We start from the raw sequence: 21,417 nt of genomic DNA on the forward strand, positions 1-21,417 counted from the left end.
CCCGGCTTTTCTGCCAGATACATTGTCCACTTCTCAGCGCCTTCATGAGGCGGCTTCACCAGGGCAGCAGCGGCATGTTGCTCTCCTCTTCCTCCTCCTCGTCCTCGTCGGACAGGTCGTAGTCCGGCACGTACGCCTTGAGCAGCGAGGCGAAGTGCAGCGGCCCCGGGGCGTTGATCCAACTCCCGAAGTGGGCGTACTCGCTGCGCAGGGCCTCCACGAACTTCGCCAGCGCCTCCGGCTCCAGCGTCCCGGGCCGCACGACGGTGATGTCCACCGCGTTAGGGGTCTGCCACGCGTCGAGGTAGGGGTCACGCATCACGCCGTCCTCGTTAGCAATAGGCCTGTAGCAGCTCACCCCGTTCGGACGCTTGGCGATGCGGGAGCCGAAAGACAGGTAGGTTTCCATGCCCGGCTCGGTGTCCGTGACCCGGTACAGGTCGGCGTCGCTCCGGCGGGCCGAGCGCCGCACCTCCCCGTCCACGATTACCCGTACCTGCGGCGTGTCCATGATGACCTTGGGCGAGATGTCGGGGCGGATGCGGATGACGCTCGCCTCCGGGTAGTCCTGCTCCGCGTGGGTCTGGTCGTTCAGGGTGACGTTGCCGGGCGTGATCTTGCTGTCGGCCAGCCAGGGCCACATGCCGCTCAGGGTCGAGGCGTCCGCGAGCACGATCAACTCCGGGTTCAGCCGGGTGCGCTCCACCAGCACCTGCTGGAGGAACCGCTGCGTGTACAGGCCCCGGGCCTTGTTCGTCTCCCGGGTGAGCTTCCGGCGCGCGAGGTAGCTCGGGCCGTAGTCGGTCAGCACCCGGATCAGGTCCGGCAGGGGCATGAAGGGGGTGGGGCTCGGCTCGCCCTCCCCCTGCCCCAGCATCACGGCGCCCACGCACGTCCCGGTCACCGGGTCGAGTTCGATGGCGTAGGGGATGAAGCTCGCGTCGTTCCCCACCCCGGACTTGCGGTTCACCCGGATGATGCCCACCCCCAGCACCGGGCGGCCCTCGGTGCCCAGGATCTCGCGCGCCTTGCGCTCGATGCCGTCCATCTTCCCGAGACTCTTCCACGCCAGGTCGCGCCAGGCGTTGATGACCCGGATGCGGAAGTTGTTGTCCGCGTTGCGCGCCAGGTCGCCCGTCTTCTTCCGGCGGATGGGGAGCAGGTACTGCACCGTCAGACCGAGACTCTTGCTCAGCGCGATGCGCCCCACCCGCTTGTTAATCACGTCGTCCCGCCCGGTCGGGTAGTGCTTGTCCGCCAGCACCAGCACCCCGCGCACCGGGTTGTCCGGGTGTTCCGCGCCGTACGCCTTGAGTTCCTCGATGAAGGGGGTCCAGGCCTTGACCCGCTCGGCCGCCCGCTCCGAGGGCTTGGGCAAATCAGCACCACGGAGGGTGCTCCGCGCCCCGTGCACCCCCCTCGGCAGCATCTTCAACTCGATGGTGGCCCCCTCGCCGAGCACCGTCTCGAGGATGTCCTGAGCCTTTTCCGCGTCCTTCGTCAGACCCTCCGCGAAGGCGATCACGAGGTGGTGGGTGCCCCCGTAGTGCTCCTCGATGTTGCCCTTCACCCGCGCGGCCCAGGCCTGGAACGCCCGCTCCGCCTCCGCCCGTTTCCTGGGGGTGACCGCCTCCTCGTCCTCGCCCTCACCCTCGAAGAGAATCTTCCACCCCATGTCCGCGTCCGTCTGGGACTTCGAGGGCGAGGGCACCTCCTCCAGCCCGGTCCAGCGGGTGAAGCCCGCCGGGGCGAGCAGCGCCTCCAGCCGCTCGAAGGAGAGCCGCCGGTCGAGGTCCGGCACCCCGTACAGCACCGCGTCCGTCTCCGCCCGGCCGTTCTTGTGGCTGATCACCACGGCGTGCTCCCCGTAGCTTCCCCGGGTGCCGTGCGCCGCGAGGTGGGGGGTCTTCACGTCCAGCGGCAGGCTGTACTCGGTGGCGAGCACCGCGTAGTCCTCCTCGAGCGCGAGGTCCTTCTGCACCTCGAAGCGCAGTGCGCGCGCCTCCCCCTCGGGCAGGACGAACCCCGAGAGCTTCTGTTTGCCCGACTTCGGTTCGCGGGCCCACACGAACTTCTTGTGGTGGACCTTGACGACCGGCAGGCGGCGGCCTGGGTACGTCTCCACGCTCACCGTGAGGCCCAGGCTGAAGCGCACCTCCCCGTCCCCGGACGGCAGGGTGACCACATCGGTCATCAGGTTGACCTCGTTCTCGGTCACGTCCTTACGGACCACCCGGCGCAGCGGCGAGGCGTCCGGGTACACCACCTGTCCGGCCAGCAGCCCGGCCACGTAGTCCGCGAGCGTGGCGAACAGGCGCCTGCCCTGGGGCTCCTTCGCCGTGCCCGTGTGCCGGTTCACGTCCCACCCGAAGACGGGTTCCTCCCGCACGCTCGCGCGCACGGCCGCCCCGTCCAGGGCCAGCCGACGCAGGGCCTGCGCCGACGCCCCGTCCGCCTGCGCGAGCTTCCGCACCGCCTGATCCACCCACTCCGCGACCGCGTGGTTGGTGTGCTCCTCGGCAGCCTCGGGGTCACTGGTGGTGAAGGTCAGCGTCTGGCTGCCGAATCCTGTCCCGAGATCCTTCTCCGTGCCGATCACGCCCCGGTCGCGCACCTGCACCCGCAGGCGCAGGTCGCGGATGGGCAGCCGCTTCCTGTGGGGTTTGAGGCTGCCCTCCAGCGCGGCGACCAGGGCCTGCGCGTCCGGCGTCCAGCGCACCTCCGTGAAGGTGTACACCGGCTCGGGCAGGTGCTCGAACTGAAAGGCCATGGCGGTGAGGTTCTCGGCGCGGGGTTTGGGGGCCCTGCTCTGGCGGGTCACGGTCATTCGTCGTCCTCCTCGTCGCCCTCGTCCTCGAGGGGGGCGGTGGTGTAGGTGTCGTCCTCGTCCTCTTCGGGGGTGAACACCCCGCCCGGGCCGAGGTTCTCGATGTCGCCGAACGCCTCCGCGAAGGGGGCGTACAGGGCCTGGAAGATCGCCTGCTCCCCGGGGTCGGAGCGGGTCACGTACCCGTGCAGCAGCTTCTGCATGCCCACGAGCACGCTGGTGCGTTCGCTGTCCTGCTTCCCCTTCGCGCTTTCCGGGGCCCATGCCGCGTCCACGAAGTACACCTCCGCCGGGCGGCTGCGGCGGATGGCCCGCCCGATGGTCTGGAGGATGGGGATCAGCAGGTTCGCGCTGAAGGGGCGCAGGTACTCGTCGGGCAGCATGCTGGCGCTCATGGGCCGCGCGAGCAGCCGCATGGTGCCGGTGTAGAGCTTCTTCCTCGTCTCGGCCTGCGCCTCCTGCACCTCGTGGAGGTCGCCCTGCGGGAAGGTTTGCCGGTCGAACTCCTCCGTCGCCCGCGCCACCCCGGCGAGCATCAGCGTGAGGTCCCCGACCACCGGGTGGGGCCGGATCAGGAAGTACAGGCTCCCGATGGCCGCGCTCCCGTTGTCCTCGTCGTCCGTGTGGAAGACGATGTTCACCCCGCGCCCCAGGGCCGTCATCGGGAAGACGATGACCGTCACGTCCTCCTCGTGCCCCAGCGCCTCTACCTGCCCGCGCAGCACGTACCGCTCGCTGGGGCCGGGGGCCTCGGGGCGCTCCTTCACCACCCCGCGGGTCTGGAGGGCCAGCTTCGGGTTGATCTGCGCGATCTCCCGCACCACCTCCACCACCTGGGCGTAGGAGTTCACCACCAGCGCGCACTGCCGCGTCCGCCCCCGAGGCGTCGCCATGGAGCGGGCGCTGCGTTCGAGCTCGCTCAGGCCGCCCCCGACGCCGGGCCGGGCGAGCTGCCGCACGATCTGCCGCAGGTTGCTCAGGCGGTGGCGGCCCGCCCCGCTCACCCGCAGGGGCTCGTGGCGCTGCGGGTGCATCACCGGGCGGAACTGCAAGGTCAGGCGGGTCTCCTCCTGCCGCTTCGGGCGCAGCACGTAGTCCGGCTTCACCCCCACGTGGTACGCGGTGGAGTCCGGCATCCACGAGGTGGCGCTCGTCAACAGGACATTCGCGCCCTCCTCGTGCAGGCGGTGCAGCAGCAGCCGGGGCACCGTGTCGAGCACGAGGTAGTCGATGTCGAAGCCCGGCCCGCTGTCCTTGCGGCGGTAGCGCACGCTGCTGAAGGTACCCAGCAGGTTGCGGGCCACGAACAGTTCCAGCGCCCGGCTGGCCTGCGAGCGCACCGCCTGCGGGAGGATGTCGTGGTTCGCGAGGGGCCGGGTCGCCCGCACGAGTTCCTGGTAGGCCGCGATGGCAAAGCCGACCGTGACCGTCAGGCGGGCGACGGGGGCCAGGCCCTTGTGGTGCTCGGGGGACACCAGCCGCGCGAAGTGCCCGGCGAGCACCTCCATCTCCTCGTCGAAGTCCTCGGCGCGGGGCACCTGGTGCCAGTAGCGTTTCAGGCTCTCCACCAGGGCGTTCCAGCGCTCCTCGAGTTCCCCGCGCGTCCAGCCGAGCCCCTCCTCCACGTGGGGGGCGGGCGGGGGCCGGTCCGGGTTGTAGGCCGCGTACATAGCGCTGTCCCAGAAGGCGTACATGGCACTGCGCCTCCGGCTGTCCACCTCGACGTCGAAGTGCCGCAGCGCCTGCCGGATCAGGAAGTTGGTGGTGAGCAGGCGGTTTTCCAGCGCGAGGCCGAGGTCGCCCTGCTCCTGCTCGAAGCGGCTGATCTCCTCGTGCAGGCGGATGAGCTGGCGCTCGAAGTTGTTCGCCGCGTAGTTGTGCGCGTACATGCGGTGGTCGGTGACCGGCAGCCCGCCCCCCAGCGCGAGGCGGGTGACCTTCTGCGCCTCGGCGTGGATGCTGTCCGGCGTGCCGCCGAGGTCGAGGGCCCGGGCGCCCAGCGCGTCGAGGGTTCGCTGCGTCTCGTCCACCTCGTCGAAGACCACAAGGTCGAAGGTCTGCGCGATCAGTTCGAAGTACTGGAGCCGCTCGGGGCTGGTGTGCGCGGGGACCGGCGTGTCCGCGCTGCGAACGTGCCCCAGCCAGACGTTCGCGTGCACGAGGTCACGCTGGTTCTTTACCCGCCCGCAACGGCTCCACAGCGGGCAGAGCGAGGGCCGCCTGGCCTCCTCCTCCCACACCTGCTCGCAGGGGGCGTCGGTGGCCTCCCAGCGCGCCCACGCCTCCTTGGCGTTCACCGCGTAGGCGGGGAGCGGGCAGGTCTGGGCGAAGAGGTCGGCCCCGGGGACGGTGTGCCCGAAGCCGCCGTTGCCCTGCGCGGCGATGAGTTCCGCGAGCCGCTCCCCGTGCTTGCGGTGGGTGCTTTCCGAGCGGCCCACCAGCATGGCGGTGGACGTGCCGTAGCGCCGCAGGCGGTCGAGGTACTCGCGGGCCGTCTCGATGCTCGTGAAGAACACGGCCACCCGCTTCTCCCGTTCCGCGAGGTGGGCGCACAGCAGCGAGATCAGCGTCGTCTTGCCCGCCCCGGGCAGGCCGATCAGGTGCTTGAGGCCCCGTAGGTCCAGGGTGTCCGTGTCCTCCAGCCCCCCGGCGGTGGTGCGTTGCAGGCGGATGACGTTCTCGAGCCGGTCGCGCCAGTGCTCGGCGGGCCAGGACGCGCCCTCGTCCAGCGCGTCCAGCCGGTCGGCGGTCGCCCGCAGGCCCGCCAGGGTCACGGTGAGGTCCGCGTCCGGCACGCGGGTGAGGTCGTGCTGCTCCGGGGCCGGAAGATCGAGCCCCGTGAGCCGCACCGGCACCTCCACCGGGTCGCTGTAGGCCCGCAGGCGGGCCACGAGGTCCCCGGTGGGGGCCAGGGTCAGGCCGTGCGCCCGGCGCTCGTGGGGCGTGTTCAGCAGTGCTTTCGCCTCGCGAATGCGGGCGCCGTGGCCGGGAGCGGCGGTGAATTTCAGGGTGTCCGGATGGATGCGGTAGGTGGCGTCCAGCTCCCCGGCCTTGACGCGGCTGTTCAGGGCCTTGACCGCCACTTGCACCGCCCGGCGGGTGAGGAGCTTGCCGGTGAGACGGCGGGTGTTGCGGAGGGCCGTGAGGTGCTCCCGGGCCTGCGGGCTGCTCTCCACGGCCCGGCTGCCGGACAACACCAGGGGCAGCAACTCGAGGTCACTCTCCCCGAGCTGTTCCATCAGGGCACAGGCCCACTGGATGCTCGCCTGCCCTTTCCACCCGGTGAAGGCGTCATCCATGGGAGGTCTCCTTGCTGAGAAGTTCGATGGCCTCGTCCACGCCCATGACCTCCAGGGAGCGGCGCAGCTGCGGGGTCAGGTGTTCCCGCAGCCGGGCGAGGTACTGGTCGGTGCGGGCGCGGCGAGCGGCGACGGCGAGGATCTTGCGGCGGTACAGGCGCAGGCCTCCGATGCCGCCGTTGAGCTTGTGGGCGAGCCGGACGGGGTTGGCGTAGTCCTTCACGTCCACCCCGATGTCCGGGCCGAGGGACACGTCGCAGCGGTCCTCGTCCGGGTAGAGGTGGACGGCGTCGCCATGAACCTCCCGCAGGGCGTGGTACAGCCGCAGTTCCTCCTGTGCCGGGTCGCACCAGAAGCGCAGGATCTCCGGGCGGGCCACCCTCACCTTGTCGGCAGGGAGGCGGGCCCCCACCCGGGCGTGCGGGTGCAGGGCGCGGCAGGTGGCGAGGCGGCACGTCCCGTCGGGGGTCAGGGGGCCGTGGCAGTGCCCGCAGCGGGCCACGAGGCCCCCCTGCGTCTCACTGGGGTGCACCGGCTGGTACACCCGGTCGAAGAAGGCGGCGACAGTGGGGTTCAGCCGGGGGTTCCTGCGGGCCTTCGCGAGTTCCTCGTCGGTGGCGAGGGGGTGCTCGGCGATGAAGCGCCGCACCAGGGTGTAGGCGTCCGCGCGTTCCTCTTCGGCCACCCGAGCGAGAGCCTGGGTCAGCCCCTCGTGCAGGCGTTTCTCCACGAGGTCGTCGAGCCGCCCGCCCTGCTCGGCGAACTGGTTGCACTCCTCGGTGGGCACGAGGTGCTCGGGGTCGATCAGGATGGCCGTGGCGTAGGCCGGGTGCCGTGCGATGGGCCCGGGTGCCCACTCGGCCATGGGGCGGCGGCAGGCGGTCAGCAGGTCGTGCACGGAGGCGAAGCGGTCGTCCTCCCCGTGCTCGAAGGCGAGCCGGGCGAGGAGCGCCTGCGCCTGCCGCACCTCGGTGGGGATGTCGCGGTAGATGCCGACGAGGTGCCCCTCGCGGGTGGCCTCGAACTGCCTGAGGAGGGCGCCCGCGAGGAGCGAGACGGTCTCCCCGAGCAGGGCGTCCTGCTCGTCCTCCTCCGGGGCCGGGAAGAGCAGGCCTTCCCTGAGCGCCTCGTACAGCGCGGCGTCGTCCCGGTGCAGAAGGTCGTCGCGGATGGCATGCACCGGGAAGTCCTGGTCGCGCAACTGTTTGATCCGCAGAATCTCAAGCTGGTTGCGCCCGGTGAAGCTGCGGCCTTCCCGGGTGAGGAGGCCCTCGTTGCGCCAGTCGCGCACGGCCCGTTCGGTGGGCAGGGCCAGGCCGAGGTGAAGCCGCTCGGCCAGGGCACCAGCCTGTTCGAGCGTCTCCTTCAATGTGCCTCGCCATAAAGGCAGGTCAGGAGGAAGCGACATGCCCTACGGTAAGCGATTGTCACCACAGGTGTCAAACAGAGTCAAAGAGTTTTACGTTTTCAATGTCCAAGTTGTTGCCGAATGAGTTGGGACAGGCGTCCAACCTCGTCCTTGCCGACCAGGGCGAACAGCGCCTGCCCCCCGCTGCGTGCGGCCCACATCTCACCGATGCGGCGCTTTTCCTTGCTGTCGTCGTTGGTGATGCGGTCGCCACCCTTGTACTCGACCACGAGGATGCGCTCGGGCACCCCCCGCTTCTCATCCGCATGCAGCAACGCGACGAAGTCGGGGTAGAAGCGGTCGGTGCTGGTGGGCAGCCAGAAGGACGTGCGCGGCTGGCGCTCCAGGTTCCGAACCCAGTACTTCACCTCGGGCAGCGTGTCGATGAAGGTGGCGCACCCGTACTCCTCGCCTTCGCTCTTCAGCTCACCCACCACCGGGTAGTAGTGCTTCTGGAAGCGGTAGGTGCCCTCGTAGGCCCAGGTGAAGGGGTAGTCCGGCCCGAAGCGGAATGCGAAGTCGGGGGTGTCATCCACCACCAGTTCCGCCCCCAGCAGCGCCTCGAACCCCCGGTGTTTGGCCGCTTGCCGGTGGCCCTCGATGCGCCTGGCGAGGGCCTCGCGCAGCCGATACTTCTCGCGCGCCAGTGTGTTGACGTCCACCCGCCGGTCAGCAAGCAGTTCTTCCACCGCCCGCAGCAGGAACACGGAGGCCTCGCGCGGGGTCACATCGGGGTGGGGGATGTTCTTGTCGAGCCAGACGGCCAGCTTCGCGGGGGTCCAGTCCTGCCGGTCGACCAGCCGCAGCAGTTGCTGTTCGACCCGCGAGACGAACTGCGCCTCCAGCTTGCCCGCCTCGGTCACGTCCAGCTGCGTGGCAATTCCGGCCGCCGCGTTCAGGGAGAAGTCGGCCTCGGAGAGCCTCGCGTCGTAGGTGCTCAGGGGCCAGGGCCCGTCGAGGTAGAGCGACCGTTCGAACGGCAGGCGCTCGGCCCCGCGGCGCACGGTGAGCCTGGGCACGGCGAAGGGGGCCCCCCGCTCGCTGGGAGCGGCGCGGAAGCTCTCGAAGACCCGGTCGGCAGTGGCCTGCTGTTCCGGTGGGAGCATCGTTCGTAGGGCGTCCCGGTCTTCCTCGGTCATCTGTGCCCCCGTGAAGCGCACCTCCTGCCGCTGTTCGTCGTACTCGAAGCGGTGCCGCAGCGGCTCAGGCAGCGCCGCCAGGTTCGGGGGAGTGGTGACCACCACGGTCGGCGTGCGGTAGAGCGGCGTGGGCTGGGAGGGGCGGTTCGTGCTGTCCGGAAAGAGGCTGCTGTCGAGGATGAGCCCCCGGGTGTCCGCCTCGAAGCCGTTGGCCTTGAGGCCCTTTTGTAGGGTCTCCATCACCGGCGCAAAGGCAGGGCTGGTGACGTAGGCGTAGGAGTGATTGAGGTCGGCGAGGTTCTTGAACTTCGCGCGAGGCAGGCGCAGCACCCGGCCCACCAGCTGTTCCACTGCCGTCTCGCTCGCGGCGTTCCCCACACTGCACAGGACATAGGCGAAGGGGCAGTCCCAGCCTTCGCGCAGGGCCTGCACCGTGATGATGTGCCGGATGGGGCAGTCGGGTGCGTTGAGGTCCACGCCCTGCAACTCGTTGAGGTCGCCGGTGGCGATGGCGATCTCCCGCTCGGGCACCTGGAAGTCGTTCATCAGCGTGGTCTTGAGGCGCTGGGGGGTGAGACGCAGCGGATCGTCCGCGAGGTCGGATTGCGCCTGGTACAGCACGATGGGCCGGATGGCCTCCCCGGTGATGCTCTGCTCCTTGCGGGCGGTCGCCTCGAGGGCGTCCCGCCGGGCGATGGCCTGCCCGATGACCTCGAGGCGGTCGGCGTGGGTGGTCAGCAGCAGGGGGAGCTTGATCATGCCCTCGGCCTTGAGCTGGTAGGCGCTGACGCTGTACAGCACGTTGCTCGCGAACAGGTTCTGCGCGGGCTTGTGCTCGAGGTTGGGGGTGGCCGTCAACTCGAGCACCATGCTGGGGTCGAAGCGCGTCAGCGTCTCGAAGGAGAGCGGCGTGCGGGCGTTGTGCGCCTCGTCCATGATCACGATGGGCCGGTGGAGCTTGATCACGTTGGCAAGCGAGTACAGCAGGGTGCCGCTCGGGGTGTGCTCGAGTCGCGCCCGGTCCGCCGGGTCGAGGCCCGTGAAGTGGTGCTGAAGGGTGCCGTTGCTCTCGTAGACCTTGCGGCCCTTGGTGTCGCCCACGCGCAGCGCCTGGAGGGTGCTGACGATCACGACACTGCCGGAGGTGACCATGCCCCGGGACAGGGAGAGCGCCTCACCCACGTCCAGCACCTCCACCGGGCGGCCCCCCAGCTTCTCCTCGAGGGACAGGCGCAGGGGGTGGTGCCGGTCGCGCAGGGCGGTGAGGGTCTGGTCCACGATCTGGGAGGTGGGGGCGAGCCACAGCGTCAGGCTGGTGTCCGAGCGCAGCAGGGTGTCCGTGATCAAGCCGATGGCGTGGGCCGCGAGCAGCGTCTTGCCGCCCCCGGTCGGAATACGCAGGCAGACGTAGGGCAGGCCGGGAAAGCCAGGCACCTCGATGTAGTGCTCTACCTTGCGGCCCCAGGCTTCCAAGACCTCCCCGTAGGCTGTCGCTGCTCCCACTTCCCCCGTGCGCTGCAAGAAGGCGTGCAGGGCTTCAAGGGCCTGCTCCTGGTACGACTTGGGGACAAGGGTCATAGGCGAACCTCGTACGGCACCTGTTTGAAGGTGACGTGGCGCTCGGCGAGCGCGGAGGCGCTCAGGGTGGTGGCGTCGGCGAAGACGGTGCGGGGCCGCTCGGGGTCACCGAGGGAGGTGAGGTGCTCGGCCCGCAGGGTGTCGTTCAGCAGCAGGAAGTAATCCCGCCCGTCGTGCGTGCCGATGAATGGAGGGGCCTGAGCCGCATCCGCGGGGAGGGGCCTCCCGGTCTGGGTCAGGAAGATGTAGCGGGCCATCTGCGCGAACGAGATGCCGTCGGCGACCTGACCGAGTTCGTTGAACAGCTGGGGGCCGAGGTCACAGAAGCGGAACCCCCCGCCCTGCTCCCAGCTGAAGGTCTCCGAGACGCCGCCTGGGTCTTCGCCCTGCACCACCTTGCGCAGGCGCGGCACGATGTACTCCCGGGCCGACGGGGTGAGTTCCACGAGGATGTACCGCCGGTTCATCTTGTGGGCGACCGCCCCGGTGGTGCCTGACCCGGCGAAGGAGTCAAGCACCAGGTCACCCTCCTGGGTGGTCATCTCGATCAGCCTCGCGAGCAGTTCCTCGGGCTTGGGCGTGTCGAAGGGCTTGAGCCCCAGCGGCAAAAACAGGTCGCGCTGATGGGCCTTGGCCTGCCGCATGGTGGTGAGGTCATCCCAGATGGTCGGGTGAGGCCGCTCGGGGTTGTCCGGGGCGTACTCGCGCGTGTAGGGCACCCACTGCTCGCGCCCAAGCAGCACACGGCGTTTCCAGACCAGCAGGTTGGCAGTCCGCAGCTCCTCGACCTTCTTGGGCCCTGCCGCCCACCGGGCTTCGCGGCCATCGTCATGGACCGGGAAGACCTCTTCGCCGTCAGGCCCGGGAATGCCGAAGTACATCGTGGGCCGGTCGGAACGCAGGCTGTTGCTGCCGTTCTTTTTCAGCAGGCGGTCGCGGTAGCGCCGCCCCTGGTCATCAAGGTTGCCGTACGCCTTGGCGATCTGCGGGTCGGGCTTGGCGTGCAGCTGCACCTTTGCCTTGCGGCCCGCGTAGGCGTAGAGGTACTCATGGTTGGGTGCGACGGACACGCCGTTCGTGTTGGGGCTGTCGACCTTGCGCCAGATGAAGGTGGCGAGGTGGTTCTGGGCGAGAAAGACCTCGTCCAGCAGCATCCGGGCGAAGCTCGCCGTGTTGTCGTCCAGTGAGATGACGATGACGCCGTCGTCACGGAGCAACTGCTTGAGCAGGTGCAGCCGCGGGTACATCATGCACAGCCACTTGTCCTGACGCGACAGGTCTTCGAAGTCTTTGCCCACCACCTTGCCGAGCCAGGCCTCCAACTCGGGGCTGTTGACGTTGTCGTTGTAGACCCACTCTTCGTTGCCCGTGTTGTACGGGGGGTCGATATAGATGAGCTTGACTTGCCCGGCGTAGGACGGCATCAGGGCCTTGAGGGCCTCGAGGTTGTCACCGTGGACGATGAGGTTGCCGCTGTCGGGGTCCCCGAAGCTCTGGGCCTGGTCGCAGACGAGCGTCCGGTACGGGATGTCGTTGTGGTGGGTCAGGACGGCCTGCTTGCCGATCCAGTCGAGGGTGGGCATTGCGGCTCAGGATAGCCGAGGGGGTGCGAGCTTGCCGGCGTAGGTGCGGTTCTGGCCGGGCAGGTGACAAGGGCGGTCATGCGTGCTGGGATGCACGCTACAGGCCGTTGCGTCTGGGGTCGGCGCGGTCGGCTTCCTCCACCTCGTCGTGGCATTCGGTCCAGTACCGGGTCCCCGTATAAGAGAGCATGATGAACGGCGCGAAGCTCAAGCTTGAGTCGCCCCCCACAAGATGAATACTGATGGTCCGGTAGGCAGTGTTTATCGGCCTGTCCCCTGATTTCAGAGCCCCCCAGATAAACATCTTGGTGGGAGACTCACTGTCTACGTCACTGAACACGCCGTACTGGTTTTCAAGCTGTCGCACAAGCAGGTTGTAATCGGCTTCTGCCTTCTCGAGGGACTTGTACTCGCCACTGTAGGCAGTGAGGTCACACAAGCCGTTCTTCGGCGTCACGAGCATTGTGTACTTCACAAAAATGGGATTACGAATAGGAAGGGCCGTAGCCGCGTACTCGAACTTTGAGTAGTCAGGATCGTCCTGTCCAAGCTCGCGCAGCTTTACCCCTGCCTTTTGAATCTCGGCGAGATTCATGCCCATTCGCAGGCCGAACGGCCCTTGGCCGCTTTGGGCGTGCCCTGTTCCTGCTCCAGCCGAGGCCAGCAGAAGACCGAAGACGAGGAGTCGCATGCCCCCACTGTATCTAGGCGAACCCACTTTTTGAGCTGCTGGCGGCCGTTTTCTAGCTTCTTACTATCCAACGACCTCCGCCCGCGCCAACGCCCACAGGGGGTCTTCAACAAGATCCAACCTTCCCCAGGTCAGACAGGCGAGCAGGGTGTGCAGATGCCCCTCCCTGGGGCAGCGGTGCGCGGCGTAGGCCCACGGGCGGCGCAGCAGGGCCACCGGCAGGTCTGGGAAGAGGTGGTGGCGCAGGTAGACGCCGATGTCGTGCAGGCGGTGCAGCATCAGGCCTTCGGGCACCGGGTAGGCCCGCAGGATGTTGTCCAACTCCCCCTCCCTCAAGGCGAACATCCGCACGACGTGGTACCGCTCGGGTTGTTCCCGCAGCGCCGCCCCAGGCGTGCAGTGCCGCAGAACCGGCAGGAGGGGCCTGTACCGCTCGCGGGGAGGCACCAAACCGAGATGGGTAAGCCAGGGGGTGTCCCGGTGGGAGGCCACCGCCTCGAGGGACACCGTGGCCCCGCCCGGCCAGTGCAGAGCGAGGCCACCCTCTAGCACCCTGACCTTGTTGAACACCCGGGGCAGATGCAGGGGTAGGAGATGTTGGCCCCCTCGCAACGGGTGCAGTTGAACGTGCAGCGTTTGGCTCCCCACGGTCACCCACAAGCGCCCGTGGCTGTCCGGCAGGGCTTCGGTGATCACGGCGACACCAGCGAGTCGAAGACGCTGACCAGGCGCTGATGCACGTCCGCCCTGGAGAGCTGCCAGGGCCCGCTGAGGCTATAGGTCGTCGCGGTGGCCCAGGGGTCATCCGCGGGCCGCAGGACCACCACGCAGGGGCCGCAGCGGGCCTGAATCAGCAAGCGCAGCCGCCGCTGGGTGCCTCTCGTCACCGGTGCTGCGGTGTAGAACGTCAGGGTGGGGCGGGGGCCGAGCATGGTGTCACCTCCCAGGGTCAGGGCTCAGCGGGTGTGCCGCGCCCGGCCCGTGCCGATGTGGCCGACCAGGCACCCCTGCACCTGCACGTTCTGCGCGGGGAAACTCAGCGGCTCGTAGCTGGGGTTCTCGCTGATGAGGGTCACGGTGCCGTTGTCGCGGTGCCAGCGCTTCAGGGTGGCGGTGTCCTCGCCGGGTACGGCCACCAGGGCGATCTCCCCGCTGTGGGGCTCCTCTTCCATCGGGCGGATGACCACCAGGTCGCCGGGGTAGATGCCGACCCCGAGCATGGACTCCCCGCGCACGCGCAACAGGAAGTCGCCCTCGTGAATCTCCAGCACGTCCTGCAACCTCGTGGCGTAACCTTCGATGCGCTCCTCGGCGTAGCCCGGCTGTCCGGCGGCGACCTCTCCCACGATGGGCAGCGAGAGGGTGGACGGGGGCTTGCCGAGCAGGGCCCGGCCCTTGTCGGTGATGTGGATGATGGCGGTGTGCCGCTCGGCGGCCTGGTAGCGGGCGTAGCCCTGATCGCGCAGCACCATCATGTACGTCCGCACGTTCTGCCGGGGCATGGAGAGCGTGGCCGACAAGCGCGCCGTGGTCACGGTTTCACCCTCCCCCTCAAGCCGGGCGATCTCCGCGAGGACGTCCCGTTGCCGGGGGGTCAGGTTGGGCTTGGGTTGGTTCATATGTCACCTGGGATAAGTGTTGGGGTTCGGGGCGGAAAAAGCAAGACCCCCGGGCAGAGCCGGGGGCCGAGGGGTGGGGGAGGTTAAGGGTTGGCTTTGGCGTAGTCGGCGGCGAATTGATCGATCAATTCACCGATGGTGGTATTCATTCGTGTGGCAAGTGTTTGACCTGTTGAATGTGTGTACCCCATGATTGTGCTTCTATAAATAGAAGTCACGCCAGGGGTCAGAAACAAGTCGTAAACTTCAAAATCAACCGTGTAGAATAACGCCCCATTAACACCATCGAGTGTGTTGACGGAAATTATGATGTTGCCACTGCCTTTATTCAGGCATAGTCCGTCTCTGTACAAGATGCGGTACGCACTGAGTTTGGTAGCAACAACCCGAGCGAAGGCTTGCCTGGCTTCGGTGTCTATTTGTTTTGCGTTCTTGTCAATCGCAATGTCATCGTTGCGGAGGCAAAGTTGCAGCCCCTTCAAATTCGTGGGCCCTGCGTTCTGGGCCAGCCCCATCGTCCCCGCCATCAGTGCTGCCGTCAAAAGAAGCCTTCGCATCCCCCGAACTGTACCCTGGACATTCCCAGTTTGCAGCTGCCAGACGGCGTTTTTACGGGTTCTCACAGGCCACCCGCAGAACGTTGGGGTCGATGGCCCCCGGCATGCCCCGGTTGGCGGTGACCCGGCTGGCCCCGGAGGCCCGCAGGCTGCTCACGATCTGCGGGGTGGGGCGGTAGGACACCGAGGTGAACAGCCTCAGCAACTCGGGGCTGCTGCTCAGGACGTAGGGGGCACTGGACGTTGAGGGGTTGAACGCGCTGTAACTCGCGTATTTGCTGCCGTAGGTGCCGTACTCGTTGAAGATGCTCGTGGAGCTGTACTTGCTGCCGTAGCGCCCGTACGGGTTGGCGATGCTGTGGGTGGCGTACTTGCCGTCGCAGGTCCCCAGGAAGGTGCCGTCGGCGGCGACGATCAGGGCGCCGCGCAGGGGGCCGGCACTCGCGGCCGTGGCGAGCAGGGCGAAGAGGGTCAGGGTGAGGTGGGTTCGCATGGTGACCTCCGGGATGCCCCCACTGTAGTCCGGGGGAACCCGGCGTGGGGGCGCAAATGTGGTGTTCTCAGGCGTCTTCCTGGGCTCCCAGTTCGGCCTCGGCGGCGAGCAGGTCGCCGCTCTCGAAGGTGTGGGCCAGCATCCGCAGGACGGGCCAGACCTGCTGGAGGTGCTCGTCGTTGAAGCGGTAGAAGACGTTGAGCTGGCTTTTGTGCTCCGTCGGATGCACCTCCCGGAACACCGGGGCGCGGCGGGGGTGCCCCGCTGTCAGCAACGCCCAGGCGTGCGCAGCAGCCCACCTGTTCTTGCCCCCCGGCTTCCCGGGGTTCAGGTCGTGGGCCCGCATTTCCAGTCGCCAGTCGTCAAAGGGGAACTCCACGAGATCGTCGTAGCGGCGGCGGCGCCGTCCGAAGTCGAAGGGGCGCTCCACGGTCTCCAGACGGGCCGCCGTGGCGTGCAGGCGGGTGAGGTAGGTCTCGTAGCGCCCCAGGCTGTTCAGCACCCCGATGGCCTTGTTGGCGCTGCCGGTGGCCTGGCCGGGCAGGAAGCCGAGTTCATGGGCGGCCTCCACCCATCCGTACTCGCCGCAGAGCCGCACGAGGTCCATGGTGATGTAGGAACGGAGGTGCCGCTCGCCCATGTCACTGCCCTCGAACAGGGGCGCGAAGTCCGCCTGGTACGTTCCCTCCCACAGCAGCTGCGGTACGTGGTCGGGCTGGTAGGCGTAGGGGCGGTCGGGGTGGTGGCTGTACGGGCTGGTGTAGCCCGTGCGGCGGCGGGGCGAGGCCTTGGGGAGCAGGGCAGCGTCGAAGGCCCGCAGGACCGGCCCCTGGAAGTGGAAGTACTTCTCGCCCCCGAGCGCCCGGAAGTGCAGGGGCTTGAACCGTTGGGCCTGGGCGACGAACGGAGCGAGGCTCTCGGTCAGGGCCGCCTCGTCCGGCAGCGCGAGCAATTCCACGGCGGTGGGCAGGAAGGCGCACATCCACTCCGGCGTGCGGTAGGTCGTGTTCGCCCGGTGGCGGCGCAGGACCTCGTCTCCGATGCGGTCTTCGCGCAGGCGCGTGTGCTGGTTGGCCGTCTCCAGGGCGAGCGGGGGCAGGCCGGGGCCGAGGTCTTCCGGGTCGGCCCCGTAGTCCAGCAGGGACACCAGGCTGCGGAGGTGGCCGAAGTACGCCACGCTGCTCACCCGCTCTCCGCAGACGGTTCCCTCGCCGGTCTCCAGCACCTCCTCGATGGTCGCCTGCGTCTCCAGTACCCGGGGGTAGCCGGACACGTCGTACGCGGCGACCTCCGCGAGGGGCTGGCCGCAGGGCTGGGCCGCCCGCCCGAAGTCGGCCTCGCCGGGGGCCGGGGGGTTGCGGCAGGCGGCCGGGTCGGGCACGTCGGCGGCGTAGGTGGGCATGCCGCCCCGGTTCTGGCTGAAGTTGCCGAAGGGCCGGGCGCAGCGCGGGCAGGTGTGGCTCAGCAGCACCTGGTGCTTGGCGCACAGGAACAGCCACGGCAGGCGGTGCGCGGTGCGGAAATACGCTTCCTCGGCCATGCAGCAGGGGCACAGCCGGGGCGTGGTGAAGAGCTTGGAGTTCTTCCGCACCGCGCTGGTGTAGGTCTTGGGGTTGGTGACGTCCATGGGGATGAGGTCGAAGGCGACCCCGTCGTAGTGGGTCAGCAGCATCTCGCGGATGCGGTCCTCGGGCAGGCGCAGGGTGTAGGCGAGGTTCTGCACCTGCTCGTCCGTGAGGGTGAGGCCGTACGCGAGTGGGAGCGCGCGGTAGTGGTCCTCCGCGATCACGCCGGTTTCGTACAGCAGGGCGAGGATGTCCAGCGGCGGCATGTGCCCGGCGGCGAGCGTTTCGATGTACGAGGCGAAGCTCTGGCCGGGCTTCGGGCGCGGGGCATGGCTGAATGGCCGGAGGAAGGGCTTCACGCCTTCGCCTTGCTTGCCGGGACGTAGAGGCTGCCGTGCCGCTTGAAGTTTTCCTCGGCGTTGCGGTCGCTCTTGATCTTTTGGAGCAGGGCGTAGTCGATGCGTTCCGGGCTCTTCTTGTCCAGCATCGCCCGCGTCGCCGCGAGCTTCAGCAGGTTCTTCAGGCTGCCGATGCTGCCGTTCGTGCGGTGGTGCAGGTAGTCCGCGAGTTTCACGAGGGTGCCGGGAATGTGGTGGTCGAGGAGGAGGTTGTTCTCGAAGGACCTCACGACGAATTCCCACTCCTCGCTGCCGTGGCGGAAGCCGGTCAGCTCGTGCCGGGCCATGCGCCCCCCGATCTGCGAGAAGACCGTATCGAACTCGGCACCCTCGTCGAACAGGCCAGTCCCGTCGACGTCGATGCCCCCGAAGACGAAGGTCACGCCGAAGTCCTCGGCGAGCATCTTGAAGTGGTTGTTGATGCTGATCAGGGCCTCCATTTCCTTGTCCGTGAATTGCCGCTTGCCGTTCTTGGCCCGCCGAGCCTTCCGGTTCAGGAAGTGGATGTCGTCAACGATGATCAGCTGCGTCCGGTGTACGACGACGCGGTCGCGAATCACCGCCTGGTAGTCGTTGCTGGTGGATTCGCGGCGGCGCAGGGCCGCTCCGTAGAACTCCGCGATGGCGACGTTGATGCTCTTGGTCGTGGCTTTTGCCGGGAGGCCGACCTTGACCACGGGGATAACGAGAGTCGTGGCGTTGGGGTCTTCCGGTGGAAATTCCTTCCGGAACCAGGTCTCGTACTGCCGCCCGACCTCCTCGAGCGCGGTGGTCTTGCCGTAGGTGGCTGGCCCGGTGATCACAGCTCCGCAGACGGTTCCGCGGGAGTGCACGTTGGCCTGGAGCTGCAAGCGGATGTCGCGCAGGATCTGCTTCATTTCCGGCGTGATGATGACGGGCAGGTTGCTGTGGTGCCGGATGCGGGCCAGGTCGTACTCGTCCTGGCGTTCCTCCGGCCAGGTGGCGCGCTCCTCGGGCGTGGCATGCTCCGGGGCGTAGGAGCGGGGCTCGGCCAGGATGTCACGCCAGCCTTCGACCGTACGCGGGTTGAGGCGCTCGGGCAACCCGCGCAGCTTGGGGGGGGCATTCTAGTCATCGAACAACTCCGAGAGGTCCATGTCGTCGGCGGCCTGCGTGAAGTCAACGCGGGAGAAGCTGGCCGGGACGGGGGGAGCTTGGGGCTCCGGGGGCGGCGGGGCCGGGGGATCAACCGGCAAGGGGGCGCGGGTGCGCTCGCGGTCTTCCTGCGCCCGGTCGAGGCGGGCGGCGGCGGTCACCTCGGGGCGGCTGCGCTTGCGCTGGCGGGTCACGTCCTCGAAGTCGCGGATGATGGCGTCGAGCCGTTCGTTGGCCTCCGTGGGGCTGATCCGCAGGCCCGCGCCGGGCTCCGCGCGGGCGGCGCGCAGCATGCCCTCGGTGAAGGGTAGGTGGGGGAAGCGGGCGGGCTTGCGGTGCAGGCGCAGCCACTGGCCCTCTTCGGTGCGGTGGAACAGGTAGCGCAGGTCGCGGGGGTCGTACGAGAAGCTGTGTCGCTGGCTGTCCCCGCGGAAGGGGTCGAGGCCGGGGTGGTCGTACATCAGGCCGTTCATCTCCACGCCGTCCGGCCTGATCTTGCGGGGGGCCGAGGGCAGGAGCTGGTAGTAGATGTCCGCGTCCAGCGGCACCCGAATGAGGCCGCCGGTTCTCAGGCCCAGGTCGAACATCTCGGCGGGGCTGAACTTCCGCCTGGGGTGGTCGGGGTGGAACAGTTCTTTATGGGGCCGCCGCATGTAAGCGGTGCAGTAGTAGCGCAGGAAGGCGTCGCGGAACTCGTCCACCCACATCAACTGTTCGACCTGTGGCTCCTTGCCCCGGTGGGCCGCGCTGTGCCCGACGTACCCGGGGAACTGGGCGGCGAACTCGCGCTCGACGGTGCCGAAGAAGCGCTCCACCGCCCCCTTGTCGGTCGGGGTGTAGGGGCGGCTGAGGATGACGGTGATGCCCAGGCGGCGGCAGGCATCCTGAAACAGACGGGACGTGAAGATCGCCCCGTTGTCGATGGTGACGCTGCTGGGAGCGACGAAGCCCTGCGCCGTGAGCTGCACATCGGGAGCGAGCAGGTACTGCTCCAGCACGACGTGCTCGGGCACCCCGGTGTAGGGGTAGCGCATGTCCTGGGGCCAGCCGGGCATCAGGTGCTTGGGGTTGAGGATGTCGTGCAGCAGGTACACGGCGTCCACGGCCTGGGGTTCCCCGGCGTGCAGGCTGAAGCCCACCACGCCCCGGTGATACAGGTCGAAGGCGACCAGCATCCGGTAGCGCCGGGCCTCGTCGGGGTGGTGGATGCCACGCAGGAGGATGTCCCAGGGGGAGGCGTCGATCAGGACGTACTCCCCGAGGCGGCTGGCGACGATCTGGAAGTGCATCTCTTTGGGGCTGTTGGCCTTGCTCTGCCGGGTCTTGGCCTCGTGGGCGAGGCCGTGCTTGCGCGCGGGGCCGTCCATGAGCCGGTAGAGGGTGCGCTCGCTGGGGAGCGCCGCGCCGGGGTGCTGGTCTTTATAGGACCGAACAATCCGCTGGATGTGCACCTTGCGGGTGACGGTGCTGCCGTCCTGGGCCTTCTGGCTCACGGTGGCGATGACATCCTGGAGGGGGTGGGCCTTCCACGGGCTCTTGCGGTTGCCCTCGGCGCGGCGGTCGTGGAGTCCGGCCAGGCCGTGCTGGCGGTAGCGCTGGCACAGGCGGCGGACGGTGCTCTGCCCGCAGTCCAGCTCCCTGGCCGCAGCGGCGTAGCGGTCGGTCAGCCTGGTGTCGATGGGGTCGTACGCCGGGCGGGGCTCGTTCTGGGCGGGCGTGTCGGAGCGGCCGGAGCGGTACCCGGTGAGCACCTCGAGAACGACCGCCTCCTTCTCGAGGATGGCCGCGCGGTCCTGGGGGGTGAGCCCGGTCAGGAACAGCCGGTCGGCGGGCGTGTACTCGTCAGGACGCAGGTGGGGGGAGTAGCTGGGGTCCCCGATGACGTCGAGCAGGTCGAACTCCCGGATGGCCCCGAGGTGAGAGCGCAGGGTCACGGTGCGGCCGGTGCCGCGGACCACGGTCCAGCGCATGCCCTGGAACTGGAGGTCGCGGCCCGGCTCGAAGGGGGCGAGACGAATCACGCGGCCTCGAGTCGCAGCAGGCTGTCGTCGGTCAGGCGGCGGTGGAGGTCGGTGTGGATCGCCCGCGCCCAGAGCAGGTGGAACAAGACGGGGCGGGTGAGGCTGGGGAGGCCCAGCTCGGCCACGACCTCGGTGAGGGGCAGAGGGCCGGACGCCAGGCGGGTGAGCAGGGCCTCGGTCACCGGGGTGAGGCCGGGCGGGGGTCGGTGGTATCCGAAAAGGAAGGAGAGGTTGCTGGCGTAGACCGGGTCGGGCTCGGTCCAGATGGCGTAGTCCCAGCCGATCTCGGCGCAGGCGTCGCGCAGGGCACCGAAGGGGCGGGCGTTCTTCCCGACGAAGGCCCCCGGCTTTACGTCGATCACGAGGGGGCGCTGGCCCTGGCGCTCCAGCAGGATGTCGGGGATGTGGCCGCGCCGTTTGCCCCCGTCGTCGTAGAGCAGGGCGAAGGGCTGGGTGGCGATGGCCTGGGGGCGCAGCTCGAAGTCGATGCGGATCAGGGCACCCTGCTCGAGCCTGGACTCGAAGGGGTGGTGCCGTCCGGTGACCGGCGAGTGGTGCAGGCCCGTGATGTGGCGCTGGCCCTTGTAGTTGTTCGGGGGCCGGATGGGCTCGAGCGTGTCGATGGGGGTGCCTGCGAGCAGCAGGGGGTGGTGGTCATCGTGGATCTCGCCACTGCTGACCCGGTAGGTGACGCGGTAGTCTGGGGGCACGTTTCTTCTCCTGAATGGGGGGAGCCAGACACCGGGGAGCAGGGCTGCGAATCCTTCCCCAGTGTCTTTTTTTGTTGTCCCGGGTTTTCCGGTGGCAACCGCTCTCTGTCATATAAATCACGAAATCTGACATATGTCAAGTGGAATAGCCGAGGCGAGCATATCGCTGTGTGCATGCTCGACCACCTTCTATGCAGAGTGCTCAGATGGGTGTCAAAAGTGCTCAATTCGGAGAAAACGCCGTTCCAGCCGCTGCCAACGCCCTCTTATTGACAGATAGAATGAGCACTTCTCAAGACCTTGAGAAAAGAGATTCCCGCCGTCCCAGACGGCGGGAATCTCGCTTCAAGGCTGTGTTTCTGGAGGCGAGGTGCTCAGTTCAATGGCAAGAGTGCTCAGATCAACTGGCACCC

Annotated in this window: 15 protein-coding genes; all 15 read right to left on the minus strand. The window is 68.2% G+C overall.

The genetic code is table 11. The annotated features are described in order from the left end of the window. Positions 1–55: 55 nt before the first annotated feature. The 15 genes from L1280_RS02700 to L1280_RS02770 all read right to left on the minus strand — a co-directional run bounded on the left by L1280_RS02700 (position 56) and on the right by L1280_RS02770 (position 21,004). A complete protein-coding gene (locus tag L1280_RS02700; RefSeq protein WP_253580492.1) occupies positions 56–2,827 on the minus strand; it encodes an RNaseH domain-containing protein in 2,772 nt (923 codons plus the stop codon). Further along, on the minus strand, positions 2,824–6,126 hold the full coding sequence (locus L1280_RS02705) for a hypothetical protein (RefSeq protein ID WP_253580493.1): 3,303 nt from the start codon (positions 6,124–6,126) through the stop codon (positions 2,824–2,826). Before L1280_RS02705 ends, L1280_RS02700 begins: the two co-directional genes overlap by 4 nt. Beyond that, the gene (locus tag L1280_RS02710) at positions 6,119–7,534 is read right to left on the minus strand and encodes a hypothetical protein (protein WP_253580494.1); all 1,416 of its coding nucleotides are present in this window, start codon (positions 7,532–7,534) and stop codon (positions 6,119–6,121) included. The genes L1280_RS02705 and L1280_RS02710 overlap by 8 nt, the downstream gene beginning before the upstream one ends. Positions 7,535–7,593: 59 nt before the next feature. Beyond that, entirely contained in the window at positions 7,594–10,251 is a 2,658-nt protein-coding gene (locus L1280_RS02715) for a DEAD/DEAH box helicase (protein ID WP_253580495.1), read from the minus strand. Further along, positions 10,248–11,834 carry a site-specific DNA-methyltransferase gene (locus L1280_RS02720; protein WP_253580496.1) on the minus strand — a complete coding sequence of 529 codons (1,587 nt, stop codon included), beginning with the start codon at positions 11,832–11,834 and terminating at the stop codon, positions 10,248–10,250. The genes L1280_RS02715 and L1280_RS02720 overlap by 4 nt, the downstream gene beginning before the upstream one ends. Positions 11,835–11,931: 97 nt before the next feature. After that, positions 11,932–12,525 carry a hypothetical protein gene (locus L1280_RS02725; RefSeq protein ID WP_253580497.1) on the minus strand — a complete coding sequence of 198 codons (594 nt, stop codon included), beginning with the start codon at positions 12,523–12,525 and terminating at the stop codon, positions 11,932–11,934. 63 nt (positions 12,526–12,588) lie between these two features. Further along, positions 12,589–12,975, minus strand: coding sequence for a hypothetical protein (locus tag L1280_RS02730; RefSeq protein WP_253580499.1), 387 nt, complete (start codon positions 12,973–12,975; stop codon positions 12,589–12,591). Positions 12,976–13,217: 242 nt separating this feature from the next. Then, the gene (locus L1280_RS02735) at positions 13,218–13,457 is read right to left on the minus strand and encodes a hypothetical protein (protein WP_253580500.1); all 240 of its coding nucleotides are present in this window, start codon (positions 13,455–13,457) and stop codon (positions 13,218–13,220) included. Between the two features lie 24 nt (positions 13,458–13,481). Continuing rightward, a complete protein-coding gene (locus tag L1280_RS02740; RefSeq protein WP_253580502.1) occupies positions 13,482–14,144 on the minus strand; it encodes a LexA family transcriptional regulator in 663 nt (220 codons plus the stop codon). Positions 14,145–14,227: 83 nt separating this feature from the next. Beyond that, a complete protein-coding gene (locus L1280_RS02745) occupies positions 14,228–14,701 on the minus strand; it encodes a hypothetical protein (protein WP_253580503.1) in 474 nt (157 codons plus the stop codon). Between the two features lie 52 nt (positions 14,702–14,753). Continuing rightward, positions 14,754–15,194: a hypothetical protein gene (locus tag L1280_RS02750; RefSeq protein ID WP_253580504.1), complete on the minus strand. Its 441-nt coding sequence runs from the start codon at positions 15,192–15,194 to the stop codon at positions 14,754–14,756. A gap of 67 nt (positions 15,195–15,261) precedes the next feature. Continuing rightward, positions 15,262–17,118 (minus strand): TniQ family protein, encoded by a 1,857-nt coding sequence (locus L1280_RS02755; RefSeq protein ID WP_253580506.1) that lies wholly within the window; start codon positions 17,116–17,118, stop codon positions 15,262–15,264. Further along, on the minus strand, positions 17,115–18,221 hold the full coding sequence (locus L1280_RS02760; RefSeq protein WP_253580507.1) for an ATP-binding protein: 1,107 nt from the start codon (positions 18,219–18,221) through the stop codon (positions 17,115–17,117). The genes L1280_RS02755 and L1280_RS02760 overlap by 4 nt, the downstream gene beginning before the upstream one ends. Before the next feature lie 24 nt (positions 18,222–18,245). Next, a complete protein-coding gene (locus L1280_RS02765) occupies positions 18,246–20,294 on the minus strand; it encodes a helix-turn-helix domain-containing protein (protein ID WP_253580509.1) in 2,049 nt (682 codons plus the stop codon). After that, entirely contained in the window at positions 20,291–21,004 is a 714-nt protein-coding gene (locus tag L1280_RS02770) for a TnsA-like heteromeric transposase endonuclease subunit (RefSeq protein ID WP_253580511.1), read from the minus strand. The genes L1280_RS02765 and L1280_RS02770 overlap by 4 nt, the downstream gene beginning before the upstream one ends. Positions 21,005–21,417: the final 413 nt, after the last annotated feature.

Origin of the sequence: Deinococcus sp. HSC-46F16 (assembly GCF_024171495.1) — a bacterium.
Taxonomy (GTDB): domain Bacteria; phylum Deinococcota; class Deinococci; order Deinococcales; family Deinococcaceae; genus Deinococcus.

Bases quoted from the DNA above. Each gene is read 5' to 3' on its own strand.
- L1280_RS02725 (WP_253580497.1), bottom strand. From the start codon at position 12,525: ATGCGACTCCTCGTCTTCGGTCTTCTGCTGGCCTCGGCTGGAGCAGGA.
- L1280_RS02700 (WP_253580492.1), bottom strand. From the start codon at position 2,827: ATGACCGTGACCCGCCAGAGCAGGGCCCCCAAACCCCGCGCCGAGAAC.
- L1280_RS02750 (WP_253580504.1), bottom strand. From the start codon at position 15,194: ATGCGAACCCACCTCACCCTGACCCTCTTCGCCCTGCTCGCCACGGCC.
- L1280_RS02745 (WP_253580503.1), bottom strand. From the start codon at position 14,701: ATGCGAAGGCTTCTTTTGACGGCAGCACTGATGGCGGGGACGATGGGG.
- L1280_RS02720 (WP_253580496.1), bottom strand. From the start codon at position 11,834: ATGCCCACCCTCGACTGGATCGGCAAGCAGGCCGTCCTGACCCACCAC.
- L1280_RS02735 (WP_253580500.1), bottom strand. From the start codon at position 13,457: ATGCTCGGCCCCCGCCCCACCCTGACGTTCTACACCGCAGCACCGGTG.
- L1280_RS02710 (WP_253580494.1), bottom strand. From the start codon at position 7,534: ATGTCGCTTCCTCCTGACCTGCCTTTATGGCGAGGCACATTGAAGGAG.
- L1280_RS02740 (WP_253580502.1), bottom strand. From the start codon at position 14,144: ATGAACCAACCCAAGCCCAACCTGACCCCCCGGCAACGGGACGTCCTC.
- L1280_RS02715 (WP_253580495.1), bottom strand. From the start codon at position 10,251: ATGACCCTTGTCCCCAAGTCGTACCAGGAGCAGGCCCTTGAAGCCCTG.
- L1280_RS02705 (WP_253580493.1), bottom strand. From the start codon at position 6,126: ATGGATGACGCCTTCACCGGGTGGAAAGGGCAGGCGAGCATCCAGTGG.